The organism is Nonomuraea sp. C10 (assembly GCF_008017515.1).
Classification (GTDB): Bacteria; Actinomycetota; Actinomycetes; order Streptosporangiales; family Streptosporangiaceae; genus Nonomuraea; species Nonomuraea ferruginea.
In genome coordinates, this window is the sequence record NZ_VPFF01000001.1 from 4,082,503 (window position 1) to 4,094,304 (window position 11,802).

General features: G+C 73.1%; 11 protein-coding genes. 7 read left to right on the top strand and 4 right to left on the bottom strand.

The genetic code is table 11. The features are described 5' to 3' along the window. Positions 1–4: 4 nt before the first annotated feature. The 6 genes from FR742_RS18780 to FR742_RS18805 are packed head-to-tail and all read left to right on the top strand — an operon-like array spanning position 5 to position 6,029. On the top strand, positions 5–2,740 hold the full coding sequence (locus tag FR742_RS18780) for a Na+/H+ antiporter subunit A (protein WP_148032146.1): 2,736 nt from the start codon (positions 5–7) through the stop codon (positions 2,738–2,740). Then, positions 2,737–3,348 (top strand): Na(+)/H(+) antiporter subunit C, encoded by a 612-nt coding sequence (locus FR742_RS18785; protein WP_148032147.1) that lies wholly within the window; start codon positions 2,737–2,739, stop codon positions 3,346–3,348. The genes FR742_RS18780 and FR742_RS18785 overlap by 4 nt, the downstream gene beginning before the upstream one ends. Continuing rightward, a complete protein-coding gene (locus FR742_RS18790) occupies positions 3,348–4,880 on the top strand; it encodes a Na+/H+ antiporter subunit D (protein ID WP_148032148.1) in 1,533 nt (510 codons plus the stop codon). Before FR742_RS18785 ends, FR742_RS18790 begins: the two co-directional genes overlap by 1 nt. Then, the gene (locus FR742_RS18795) at positions 4,877–5,473 is read left to right on the top strand and encodes a Na+/H+ antiporter subunit E (RefSeq protein ID WP_148032149.1); all 597 of its coding nucleotides are present in this window, start codon (positions 4,877–4,879) and stop codon (positions 5,471–5,473) included. Before FR742_RS18790 ends, FR742_RS18795 begins: the two co-directional genes overlap by 4 nt. Beyond that, positions 5,470–5,730 carry a monovalent cation/H+ antiporter complex subunit F gene (locus FR742_RS18800; RefSeq protein WP_148032150.1) on the top strand — a complete coding sequence of 87 codons (261 nt, stop codon included), beginning with the start codon at positions 5,470–5,472 and terminating at the stop codon, positions 5,728–5,730. The genes FR742_RS18795 and FR742_RS18800 overlap by 4 nt, the downstream gene beginning before the upstream one ends. Beyond that, positions 5,727–6,029 carry a monovalent cation/H(+) antiporter subunit G gene (locus tag FR742_RS18805; protein ID WP_148032151.1) on the top strand — a complete coding sequence of 101 codons (303 nt, stop codon included), beginning with the start codon at positions 5,727–5,729 and terminating at the stop codon, positions 6,027–6,029. The genes FR742_RS18800 and FR742_RS18805 overlap by 4 nt, the downstream gene beginning before the upstream one ends. Here the strand turns inward: FR742_RS18805 and FR742_RS18810 are convergent. Together FR742_RS18810 and FR742_RS18815 are read right to left on the bottom strand one after the other, a co-directional pair. Further along, positions 6,003–6,566 carry a DUF6328 family protein gene (locus FR742_RS18810; protein WP_222708972.1) on the bottom strand — a complete coding sequence of 188 codons (564 nt, stop codon included), beginning with the start codon at positions 6,564–6,566 and terminating at the stop codon, positions 6,003–6,005. The genes FR742_RS18805 and FR742_RS18810 overlap by 27 nt on opposite strands. Before the next feature lie 28 nt (positions 6,567–6,594). Continuing rightward, the gene (locus tag FR742_RS18815) at positions 6,595–7,389 is read right to left on the bottom strand and encodes an alpha/beta fold hydrolase (protein WP_187281206.1); all 795 of its coding nucleotides are present in this window, start codon (positions 7,387–7,389) and stop codon (positions 6,595–6,597) included. A 79-nt stretch (positions 7,390–7,468) separates the two neighbouring features. On the opposite strand from FR742_RS18815, the gene FR742_RS18820 reads away from it, so the two are divergent. Beyond that, positions 7,469–8,611: an acetate/propionate family kinase gene (locus tag FR742_RS18820; RefSeq protein ID WP_148032153.1), complete on the top strand. Its 1,143-nt coding sequence runs from the start codon at positions 7,469–7,471 to the stop codon at positions 8,609–8,611. On the opposite strand, the gene FR742_RS18825 is transcribed toward FR742_RS18820, so the two are convergent. Further along, the gene (locus FR742_RS18825) at positions 8,608–9,708 is read right to left on the bottom strand and encodes an arabinogalactan endo-1,4-beta-galactosidase (RefSeq protein WP_148032154.1); all 1,101 of its coding nucleotides are present in this window, start codon (positions 9,706–9,708) and stop codon (positions 8,608–8,610) included. The genes FR742_RS18820 and FR742_RS18825 overlap by 4 nt on opposite strands. Positions 9,709–9,720: 12 nt before the next feature. After that, positions 9,721–11,709 (bottom strand): beta-galactosidase, encoded by a 1,989-nt coding sequence (locus FR742_RS18830; protein WP_148032155.1) that lies wholly within the window; start codon positions 11,707–11,709, stop codon positions 9,721–9,723. Positions 11,710–11,802: the final 93 nt, after the last annotated feature.

Here is an 11,802-nt window from a genome sequence, read left to right on the forward strand (position 1 = left end):
ATGGATGGAGTGGCTGCTCATCCTGCACGCGGCGGCCGCGTTCTGCGCTCCCTGGCTGGTCCGGCGGTTCGGACGGGACGCGCTGCTGCTGCTCGCGGCGGCACCGGCGGCCGGCTTCGTCTACACCCTGCTGGGGCCGGAGGCGTCCGTCCGTCCGTGGGCTCCGGCGCTCGGCATCTCGCTGGCGTTCCGCGCCGACGCGCTGGGCCTGCTGATGATGGCGCTGGTGACCGGCGTCGGCGCGCTCGTCATGGTCTACAGCTCACGCTACTTCTACCGGGGCGACGAGGGCCTGGGGCGGTTCGGCGCGGCCATGACGGCGTTCGCCGGCGCCATGCTAGGCCTGGTCACGGCCGACGACCTGCTGCTGCTGTACGTGTTCTGGGAGCTGACGACGGTCTTCTCGTACCTGCTGATCGGGCATCACCCGGAGAGCCGGTCGAGCAGGCGGGCCGGCATGCAGGCGCTGGTCGTCACCACCCTGGGCGGGCTGGCGATGCTGGCCGGGTTCGTGATGATCGGGCAGTCGGCGGGCACCTACCAGATCTCCGCCATCCTGGCGGACCCGCCCGAGGTGGGATCGGTGGCGCTGCTGCTGGTGCTGGTCGGGGCGCTGTCCAAGTCGGCGATCTTCCCGTTCAGCGCGTGGCTGCCCGCGGCGATGGCCGCGCCCACGCCGGTGTCGGCGTACCTGCACGCGGCGGCGATGGTCAAGGCGGGCGTCTACCTGCTGGCCCGGCTGGGCCCGGCGTTCGGCGACGCGACGGTGTGGCGGGCGGTGGCGGTGCCGCTGGGTGCGCTGACGATGCTGCTGGGCGGCTGGCGGGCGCTGCGGGAGACCGATCTGAAGAGGCTGCTCGCGTACGGGACGGTCGGCCAGCTCGGCTTCCTGATCGTGCTGTTCGGCGCCGGCACCGGGGCGACCGCGCTGGCCGGGGTGGCGATGCTGCTCGGGCACGCGCTGTTCAAGGCGACCCTGTTCCTGGTCGTGGGGGTGGTGGACCGCGCGGCGGGCCGGCGTGATCTGCGCGGGCTGAGCGGGCTGGGCCGTTCGATGCCGTGGACGTGCGCGGCCGCGGTGCTGGCCGGGGCGTCGATGGTGGGGCTGCCGCCGCTGGTCGGGTTCGTGGGCAAGGAGGCGGCGCTGGAGGCGCTGCTGGCCGACCCGTTCGTCCTGGCGGCGGTGGTGGCCGGGTCGGCGCTGACCGCCGCGTACACGCTGCGGTTCCTGTGGGGCGCGTTCGCGGACAAGCCGCACAGGAAGCGGTCGAAGCTGAAGCGGCCGCTGGTGCTCATGGTGGCGCCGGCCGTGCTGCTGGCCGGGCTCGGGCTGGTGCTGGCGCCGCTGGCGGGCATGTTCGAGACGGCCATGTCCGGCTACACGGCCTCCTTCCCCGACCCGGGGCACGGCACCCACCTGGCGCTCTGGAGCGGGGTGGGGGCGCCGCTGCTGCTGTCGGCGGCCACGCTGGTCGTCGGCGTGCTGCTGTTCCTGGCGCGCGAGCCGGTGGCGCGGCTGGGGTCGGCGATGCACATCACCGACTCCGGCGTGGCGTTCTGGAACGCGCTGCGCCGCACCGACCTGGCGGCGCTCCAGCTCACCGGCATCGTCCAGCGCGGCTCGGTGCCCGACTACGTGCTGCTCACGCTCGCCACCCTGGCCGGCATCGGGACGCTCGCCCTGTCCTACGGTCCTCCGCTCGCGCTGGAGGCGCCGGTGACGGGGTGGCAGCGGCCCGAGCAGCCGCTGCTCGCCGTGCTGATCGCGGCCGCGGTCGTGCTCGCCCTGCGCGCCCACAGCTACCTGCTGCTGGCCATCTCCTGCGGCATGACCGGGTACGGGGTCGCGCTGCTGTTCCTCGCCCACGGCTCCCCCGACCTGGCGCTGACCCAGTTCCTGGCCGAGACCCTCAGCATGGTCATATTCGTGCTGGTGCTGAGACGCGTGTCGAACCCGCCGGTGCCGGCCAGGCTGCCTTTCGCGCTCCGGCTCGGCATCGGTCTCGTGACGGGGGCGGTGGTGGTCGTGGCGGGCGTCCTGGCGATGGACGCCCGGCAGGCCCCGCCGGTCGGCGACCTCATGGCCGGGGCGGCGGAGCGGGCCGGGGCCGGCAACATCGTCAGCGCCCTGCTGCTCGACATCCGGGCCTGGGACACGATGGGCGAGAGCACCGTGATCCTGGTGCTCACGCTGGGCGTCACCAGTCTGGTGTATCTGCGCCGCACCTCGTACGCGATCGACAGGCGGCCGGCGCCCCCGCGTCCCGGCCGGCCCTGGCTGGCGTCGGCGCTGCCGGAGGAGCATCGGTCGCTCGCGTTCGAGGTGGCCGCCCGCCTGACCTTCCACACGGTCCTGCTGCTCTCGGTGTTCCTGCTGTTCGTCGGGCACGGGCGGGTCGGCGGCGGTTTCGCGGGCGGGATCGTGGCCGGGCTGGCGATCACGGTCCGCTACCTGGCGGGCGGGCGCGACGAGCTGGCCAGGGCGGTGCCGGTGCACCCGGGGGTGCTGCTCGGGGTCGGGCTCACGATGTCGGTCGGCACGGCGCTCATCGGGATGGCGTTCGGCGGTGAGGCGCTGCGCATGCTGGCCGCGGACGTGACGGTGCCGCTGGTCGGCACCCTGCACCTGTCCACGGTGCTGCTGTTCGACCTGGGGATCTATCTGACGGTGGTGGGAATGGTGCAGGACGTGTTGCGGGCGCTCGGCGCCGAGGTGGACGAGCAGATCGAGGCGCGATGACGATTTCGCTGGTGCCGCTGGCCGTGTGCGGGCTGCTCGTCGCCGCCGGGGTGACGCTGCTGCTGGAGCGGAGCCTGGTCCGGGTGCTGGCGGGCGTGATCCTGCTCGGCAACGGGGTGAACCTGCTGATCCTCACCACCGGCGGCGACGCCGGCGACCCGCCGCTGCTCGGCCGGGCCGAGCCGGACCAGATGGCCGACCCGCTCCCCCAGGCCATGGTCCTGACCGCGATCGTCATCACGCTGGGCGTCACCGCGTTCCTGCTCTCGATGGTGCACCGGGCCTGGCAGCTGCGCGGCTCCGACGAGGTGAGCGACGACACCGAGGACCGCTGGGTTCGGCTGCGCGCCCGGCGCGGGCAGCTGGGCGAGCGGGTGCGCGCCCGGCAGGCGGAGTACGACCGGCTGGTCGCCGAGCAGCGCGCCGAGTTGCACGCCGAACTGCGTGACGAGCCGACCAGGGGTGAGCGGATGGCGCACCGGCGGGCCGACCGCAGGCGCCTCAAGGCGCGCCAGCGGGAGGCGCGCAAGCAGATGCGGCGGGCCATCAGGGCCGAGCGGGAGCGCCAGGCGCTCGCGCTCGACCCCGAGCTGGAGGGCGACGAGTAGTGGAGGCGCTGATCCCGGTCCCGGTGCTGCTGCCGCTGCTGGCGGCGGGCATCAAGCTGGCCATCGGCGCGCGGCTGCGGCATCTGCAGGGTGTCATCAGTATCTTCGCGCTGGCCGTCAACCTGGTGGTCTCGGCGGTGCTGCTCGCCCAGGTCGACCAGCACGGGCCGATGGTGGCGCGGATCGGCGGCTGGGAGACGCCGATCGGGATCTCGCTGGTCGCCGACCGGCTGTCCGCGCTCATGCTGGTGACCTCGTCGGCGGTGACGCTGTGCGTGATGGTGTACTCGGTGGTCAGCGCCTACGACCGGCAGGAGGACGTCGCCCCGATGGCGATCTTCCACCCGGCGTTCCTGGTGATGCTGGCCGGGGTGGCGAACGCGTTCCTGACCGGTGACCTGTTCAACCTGTTCGTGGCGTTCGAGATGCTGCTGAGCGGGTCGTACGTGCTGCTCACGTTCGGCGGGACCCAGTCCAGGATCCGGGCCGGGGCCACGTACACGGTCATGGCGCTGATGTCGTCGATGCTGTTCCTCATCGCGCTGGCGATCGTGTACGCGGCCACCGGGACGCTGTCGATCGCCCAGCTCGCCGTGCGGTTCGCGGACCTCACGCCGCAGGTGAAGCTGCTGGTGGAGCTGTTCCTGCTGCTGGCGTTCGCGATCAAGGCGGCGATCTTCCCCGTGTCGGGCTGGCTGCCGGACTCCTATCCGACCGCGCCCGCGCCGGCGACGGCGGTGTTCGCCGGGCTGCTCACGAAGGTCGGCGTGTACGCGATCTTCCGGCTGGAGGCGCTGCTGTTCCCCGGCGGGCCGGTGGGGACGCTGCTGCTGTGGGCGGCGCTGGCCACGCTGCTGCTGGGCGTGCTGGGCGCGGTGGCGCAGACGGACATCAAACGGATGCTGTCGTTCACGCTGGTCAGCCACGTCGGCTACATGGTGATGGGGGTGGGCCTGGCGACCGTGGCGGGGCTGGCGGGCGCCGTCTTCTACGCGGTGCACCACATGACCGTGCAGACGAGCCTGTTCCTGGTGGCGGGGCTGATCGAGCGGCGCTCGGGCACCACGTCGGTGAACCGCCTGGGCGGGCTGATGCGGAAGGCGCCGCTGCTGTCGGTGCTGTTCTTCGTGCCCGCGATGAACCTGTCGGGCATCCCGCCGATGTCCGGCTTCCTGGGCAAGCTGGCGCTGATCCAGGCCGGGCTGGAGGTCGGCGGCGCGCTCCCGATCGCGCTGGTCGCGGCCGCGCTGGTGACGAGCCTGCTCACCCTGTACGCGGTGGCGAAGGTGTGGGGCAAGGCGTTCTGGCGGGAGCCGCAGGGCGAGGGCGAGAGCCGGGCGGACGCCGGTGAGGAGCAGATGGAGCGGAGCGCGGCGAACACGCCGGGCCTGTACGGGCCGGTGACGGCGCTGGTGGTGCTGGGGCTGGCCTACACGGTGCTGGCCGGGCCGCTGTCGTCGCTGACCGAGCGGGCGGCCGACGAACTGCTGGCGCGGCAGCCGTACATCACCGCGGTCCTGGGGTCGGGATGACGGAGCCTTCGGAGGCCGGCCCTCAGGAGCCGGAGCGGCAGGGGAAGACGCGCGACCGGCTGGCGCCGCGGCTGTTCGGGCGGCCGGTGCCGCTGGCGCTGGTCTGCTGGCTGGCGCTGATCTGGATGATGCTCTGGGGCGATCTGTCCTTCGGCACCCTGGTGGGCGGGCTGATCGCCGGAGCCGTGGTCACATGGCTGCTGCCGCTGCCGGTGCTCGATCCCGGCATCCGGTTCCGGCCGCTGCCGTTCGTCCGGTTCCTGGCCTGGTTCCTGCTCGACCTGGTGACCTCGACGGCGCGGGTGGTGTTCTGGGTGCTGCGGTCGCCGTCGCCGCCGACCGCGATCGTGCCGGTACGCCTGCGCACCTCGTCGGAGGCCATGACGGTCATAATCATGATCGGGGTGACGACGGTGCCGGGCAGCCTCGTGCTGGGAGCCGACCGGGAGCGGCGGGAGCTGACCATCCACGTGCTCGGCCGGTCCGGCCCCCACGCGGTGGTGGCGGCGCTCACCCAGGACGAGGTGACCGCGCTGGAGACGCGGATCGTGGCGGCGTTCGGTACGCGCGCCGACCGGAAGGAGCTCGGATGACCACGGTGTATCTGGTGACGCTGGTGCTGCTCGCCGTCGGCGCGGCGGGGGCGCTCTACCGGCTGGGGAGGGGCCCGACCACGCTGGACCGGGCGGTGTCGGTGGACATGATCACCTCGCTGGCCATGTGCGGCGCGGGAGCGTACGCCGCCGTCTACGGCGACTACTCCGACGTCCCGATCCTGCTGGTGCTGTCGCTGCTCGGGTTCGTCGGGACCGTCTCGCTGGCCCGCTACTTCCCGGAGGGGAACGAGTGAACGTGCTGGACGTCGCGGCGGCCGTCTGCCTGCTCGCCGGGGCGGCGCTCGCGCTGACCGCCGGATGGGGCATGGTGCGCTTCCGCACCACACTCGACCGGATGCACGTCGCCACCAAGCCCCAGGTGCTCTGCGTGCTGCTGGTGCTGCTGGCGATGTGGCTGCGCCAGCCGACCTGGGCCACGGCAGGGCCGTTGCTCATCGTCGCCGTGGCCCAGATCATCACCGTGTCGGTGGCCGCGTACGTGGTGGCGCGGGCCGACTACCGCCGGTCAGACGCCGGCGGCGGCTCCTCCTGATCGGCGGCCGTCGCTCTCGTCAGGTGCGGTGTCGTCGGGGCGGGCGGACCGGTCGAGCGCCGGCTGGCCGAACCACGCCCAGGCGGCCAGCGCCGCCACCCCGCCCGCGGTGACCCACGCCAGCGTGGAGTGGAACAGGAAGTCGACCACCAGCATCGTCGCGGACGTCATCGACAGGGCCAGCGCGAGGGCGCCCGCGAGACCGTAGTGGTTGGAGCGGCGGACCAGCTTCTCCTTCAGCCCCTGGCGGAACAGCACCCGGTGCTGGTTGGCCGGGGCGATGTAACAGATCGAGGCGCACGCCGCCGACACCAGCGCCACGAAGAACAACCACCGGTCGAACGCGCTCAGCCGCTCGAAGCCCTGCGAGAACGGCACGGTGAGCAGAAAGGCGAACAGCACCTGGACACCGGTCACCGCGACGCGGGCGCCCTGCAGTAACTCGACGAAGTTGCGATCGGCGCGTTCCTGCCGGGTCTCCTTCTCCTGTTCCGGCACCTGTTGCACGAGGACCGCCTCCCACCTGTTCCGATACATCTCGAAAGTCAAGGGGGTACTGCCAACGTCAAGGGATCGCAAACTCCCCGCCCGCCAGGAACGTTCCGACCACGCGGGCGAACTCGGCGGCCTGGTACTCCAGCGGCACCATGCCGCCGGCGATGACCGCGGCCGGCGCCCCCAGCCGGTCGGCCAGCGGGCGCAGCTCGGGGAAGGCGAAGGGGTCGTCGGCGGCGCCCACGCACAGGACCGGGCAGCGGATCAGGCCGAGCCGGTCCTCCATCCGGTAGGCGGCGACAGCGCGGTGCCCGCCGGTCAGGCCGGGCCGGGCGGCCAGCGCGTCGCGGACGAAGCGGGCCAGCAGGTCGGGGCGGCCCGGCGGGTAGAAGCCGGCCCGGCCCGCCCACAGCTCGACCAGGTGGGAGCCGTCCTCCCGCTCGGTCACGTGGTCCACCTGCGGCCGGCCTTCACGCCGCCGGCGCGCCTCGGCGTCCACCAGCGGCGTGGACGACAGCACCAGCCTGCTCACCCGCCCGGGGGCGCGGGCCGCCACCTCCACGGCGATCACCCCGCCCGTGTGGTGCCCGGCGACCGCGGCCGTCTCCAGGCCGAGCGCGTCCATGAAGGCCAGCACTCCGTCCGCGTACGCCTCGATCGTGTGCTCGGCCGGCGGCGCGGAGGCGCCGAAGCCGAGGGTGTCCATCGCGATCGCCCGGTGGCCCGCCCCGAGCAGCGGCAGCACCTCGCGGTACTCGTCCCAGGAGCGGGGCGTCTGGTGCAGCAGCAGCACCGGCTCGCCGGTGCCGCACTCGGCGTAGTGGATCTGTCCTAAAGGGGTGCGGGCGTAGCCGAATCCGATCATAGGCACCATCCTCCGTCAGGGGCGGCGGATGTCCTAGACACCATGGTGTCGCCCAGGCGGCGCCGGGTAGGCGTCAGGCATGCTGGATCAGGGACAGAGCTGGGCGGAAGCGGCGGTGCTGACGGTCAATGCCGGCTCGTCGAGCCTCCGCCTCGACCTCGTCGACGGCGGCGTGGTCGTCGACGGCGCGCGTTCCCAGCGGGCGGTGGAGCCGGGGTCCGCGCGGGCGGAGGTGTCGGAGTTCCTGGGCCGCCACCTCGACCGGGACGTGGGCGCGGTGGCGCACCGGCTGGTGCACGGCGGCGAGCTGGTGACCGCGCCGGCGGTGGCCGACGACCACCTGGCGGCCGCGCTGCGCCGGATCACCGATCTTGCGCCGCTGCACCTGCCGCCGGCGCTGGACCTGCTGGACGCGGCCCGCGAGCTGCTGCCCGCGGTGCCGCACGTGCTCTGCCCTGACACCGCCTTCCACGCCGGGCTGCCCGACGCGGCCGCGGTCTACGCCCTGCCCAAGGCGTGGCGGGAGAGGTACGGGCTGCGCCGCTACGGCTTCCACGGCCTGTCGTACGCGTGGACGACCGACCGGGCGGCCGAGCTGCTCGGCCGTCCGGTCGCGGAGCTGGACCTGGTGCTCGCCCACCTGGGCGGCGGCGCGTCGGTGTGCGCGGTGTCGGGCGGGCGCAGCCTCGACACCTCGATGGGGTTCACCCCGCTCGACGGGCTGCCGATGAGCAGGCGCTCCGGCGGCGTCGACCCGGGCATGCTGATGTGGCTGCTCGACGGCCGGCTCAGCGCGGACGAGCTGCGCCACGGGCTGGAGCGCGAGTCGGGGCTGCTCGGCCTGTCCGGCGGCCGCTCGGGCGACACCCGCGACCTCGTCGCCGCCGAACGCGACGGCGACGAGGAGGCGGCGCTGGCCCTGCGGGTGTTCTGCCACCGGGTGAGCCGGGAGATCGCGGCCGCGGCGACGTCGCTGGGCCGCGTCGACGCGCTGGTGTTCACCGGGGAGATCGGCTGGGACCAGCCCGAGGTGCGCGAGGCGGTCTGCCGCCGCCTGCGCCTGCTCGGGGTCGAGCCGCCGGTGGGCGGCAACCGCGCCGACGACGGCCTGATCAGCCCGGCGGGCACCGCGGTGCCGGTGCTCGTCGTCGAACCGCACGAGGAGCTCCAACTCGCCCGCGAGTGCCTGCGCGAGCTGTACGGGCCCGAGATCGAGGTCTAGCCGCGGCCGAGCGCCCGCATGGCGGGCAGGGCGCGGTCGTCGAAGCCGAACAGGGCCTGGTTCTCCCAGGCGTTGCCGGTGGACGGGTCGGCGGGGTCCCAGCCGTTGCCCGGCACGCCGGTCCAGGTGGCCTCCCAGGAGAAGACGCCCAGGCCGAGCCGGTCGGGGACGTTCCGTACGATGTCGGAGACCTTGCTCAGCAGGGCGGCCTGCCCGGCGGGGGTGGCCTGGTAGCCGGGGTACGGCTCGGGCGACAGGATGAGGTTCTCCCAGCCGTCGTCGTCGGCGGTGGTGAACGGGTAGCCGGTCTCCACGACGGCCACGGGCTTGCGGTAGCGGGTGGCGACGTCGTCGATGTTGGCCTGGAACGCCTCCAGGGTGCCGTGCCAGTACGGGTAGTACGACAGGCCGATCACGTCGTAGCGGATGCCGTGGGCGGCGGCGTTGTCGAACCACCACCGGTACAGGCCGTTGTCGCCGCCGTTGGCCAGGTGGAGCACCACGTCGGTGCCGCGGGAGACGTCCTTGACCGCGTCGTATCCGGCGTTGAGCAGCCGGGCGGTGTCCGCCCAGTTCTGGTTGCTCCCGTCGGGCCACAGCAGGCCGCCGTTGATCTCGTTGCCGACCTGGACCAGGTCGGCCGGGGTGCCCTGGCGGCGCAGCGCGTCCAGCACGTCGAAGGTGTGCGCGTACACGGCCCGGACCAGCTCGTCGAAGGGCAGGTTCGCCCAGGCGGCGGGCTTGAACTGCTTGCCGGGGTCGGCCCAGGTGTCGGAGTAGTGGAAGTCGACGAGCAGCCGGAGCCCGGCCTTCTTGGCCCGCTTGGCGACGGCCAGGACCTGCGTCTTGGTGTTGTAGCCGTCGGCCGGATCCACCCAGACCTTGAGCCTGATGTGGGTGAGCCCGGCCCCGGCCAGGATGCGCAGCGCGTCGTCGCGGCGGCCGTCGGCGTGGCGGTAGACGCCGCCGAGCGCCTCGGACTTGGCGAGGCTGGAGACGTCGGCGCCGCGGATGGGCAGCCGCCGTTCGGCCTGGGCGGCGGGAGCCGCCGCGGCCAGGGTGGCGAGGCAGAGCAGAGCGATCAGTAACCGTCTCATTGACGTGCTCTCCTAGGGGTGGGGGGATTGCTCCTCGACGACCGTCACGGCGCCGGCCGCGACGGTCACCGGCCCGTCGTGGTGCGCCCCGTCGAACACGCCCGTGCCGGTCACCCCCTCGACCGTCACCGGCTCGTCGCCGTGGTTGATGAGGAACAGGTGGCGGCCGCGCCGGACCAGTTCCAGCGTGTCGGGCAGGCCGCGCGGGCGGGTCACGCCGGCGCGGTCGAGCACCCCGGCCAGCAGCTCGCGCAGGCCGGTGACGGGGGCGGTGGCCAGATACCAGGCGGTGCCCGCGCCGAGGTCGTGGCGGGTGAGCGCGGGATGCCCGGCGTCCGGCCCGGAGGCGAACTCGCGCTCGGCGACGGCCCCGGCCGGGTGGATCCGCTCGGACCAGATCCGTCCGTCGAGCCCGCCGGTGACGGCGACGGTCTCGTGCTCGCGCAGGGGGTGGAACTCCTCGATCGACAGGCCGAGCACCTCGCGCAGCGCGCCCGGGTAGGCGCCGGGGTGGATGGTGTCGTGCTCGTCGACGATGCCGGAGAAGTACGAGACGAGCAGGTTTCCGCCTGCTTCCACGTACCGGTGCAGGTTCTTGGCGGAAGCGTCGGTGAGCAGGTACGCGCTCGGCGCGACCACCACCTGATAACGCGACATGTCGGCGGACGGGTGGACGAAGTCGACGGTGACGTGCTCCCGCCAGAGTGCCTCGTAGAAGGCGTCGGCCCGCTCACGGAACCGCAGGTCCACCGACGGCCGCCAGTCGAGCTCCAGCGCCCAGTACGACTCCCAGTCCCACACCAGGGCGACGTCGGCGCGCACCCGGCTGCCCCGCACGCCGGCGAGCCTGCGCAGGTCGGCGCCGAGCTCGACGATCTCGCGCCACTGCGCGGAGCCGGCGCCGGCGTGCGGCACCATCGCGGAGTGGAACTTCTCCGCGCCGAACCGGGAGGCGCGGAACTGGAAGAACAGCACGCTGTCGGAGCCGCGGGCGACGTGCGCGAGGCTGTTGCGGCGCATCTCGCCGGGCCCCTTGGCGATGTTGCGCGGCTGCCAGTTGACCGCGCCGGCCGAGTGCTCCATGAGCATCCACGGCTCTCCCCCGGCCACCGAGCGCGCCAGGTCGGCGGACATGGCCAGGTCGATGTGGTTGTCCGGCTGCTCGGCCTTCAGGTAGTGGTCGTTGGCGACCACGTCGAGCTCGCGCGCCCACTGCCACAGGTCGGTCGACTTGCAGTTCACGGTGCCGGCGAAGTTGGTCGTCACCGGCACGCCGGGGGTGATCTCGCGCAGGATGTCGCGCTGCAGCGCGTAGTGCTCGCGGTGCTGGCCGTCGCTGAAGCGGGCGAAGTCGAGCCGCTGGGCCGGGTTGACGGCGGTGTGGTTGTGGCGGGGGGCGTCGATCTGCGCCCAGTCGGTGTAGCGCTGCCCCCAGAACGCGGTGCCCCAGGCGTCGTTGAGCTCGGCCAGGTCACGGTAGGTGCGGCGCAGCCAGTCGCGCCAGGCGGCGACGCTGTGCTCGCAGTAGCACTCGCCCAGCGGCGCCCCGTACTCGTTGTGCACGTGCCACATGACCACGGCGGGATGGCCGCGGTAGTGGGTGGCGAGCGCGCGCACCAGGCGGGCGGTGGCCTCGCGGAAGGCGGGCGCGCTGGAGCAGGCGTTCTGCCTGCCGCCGAAGCCGATCCGCACGCCGTCGCGGCCGACGGGCAGCGTGTCCGGGTGGCGGGCGGTGAACCAGGCGGGCGGCGCGGCGGTGGGCGTGGCCAGGTCGACCGCGATGCCGGCGGCGTGCAGCCGGTCGACGATCTCGTCCAGCCAGCCGAACTCGTGGCGGCCCTCCTCCGGCTCCATCAGCGCCCACGAGAACATGCCGAGGCTCACCAGGTTGACCCCGGCCTCGCGCATCAGGGCGACGTCCTCCTCGTGCACCTCGCGCGGCCACTGCTCGGGGTTGTAGTCCCCGCCGTAGGCGATACCGGCCGGACGCTCCGGATACATCCATCCCCCTTGTCGTACTTCTGTGAACGTGCACAGTAGCGCGCGTCACCGTTCTTGGAAACCGACCAGGAGACTAACGAGAACATAACGGGC

Coding starts and splice junctions, on each gene's coding strand:
- FR742_RS18810 (WP_222708972.1), bottom strand. CDS start 6,566: ATGTATCGGAACAGGTGGGAGGCGGTCCTCGTGCAACAGGTGCCGGAA.
- FR742_RS18795 (WP_148032149.1), top strand. CDS start 4,877: ATGACGGAGCCTTCGGAGGCCGGCCCTCAGGAGCCGGAGCGGCAGGGG.
- FR742_RS18815 (WP_187281206.1), bottom strand. CDS start 7,389: ATGATCGGATTCGGCTACGCCCGCACCCCTTTAGGACAGATCCACTAC.
- FR742_RS18780 (WP_148032146.1), top strand. CDS start 5: ATGGAGTGGCTGCTCATCCTGCACGCGGCGGCCGCGTTCTGCGCTCCC.
- FR742_RS18800 (WP_148032150.1), top strand. CDS start 5,470: ATGACCACGGTGTATCTGGTGACGCTGGTGCTGCTCGCCGTCGGCGCG.
- FR742_RS18825 (WP_148032154.1), bottom strand. CDS start 9,708: ATGAGACGGTTACTGATCGCTCTGCTCTGCCTCGCCACCCTGGCCGCG.
- FR742_RS18820 (WP_148032153.1), top strand. CDS start 7,469: ATGCTGGATCAGGGACAGAGCTGGGCGGAAGCGGCGGTGCTGACGGTC.
- FR742_RS18830 (WP_148032155.1), bottom strand. CDS start 11,709: ATGTATCCGGAGCGTCCGGCCGGTATCGCCTACGGCGGGGACTACAAC.
- FR742_RS18785 (WP_148032147.1), top strand. CDS start 2,737: ATGACGATTTCGCTGGTGCCGCTGGCCGTGTGCGGGCTGCTCGTCGCC.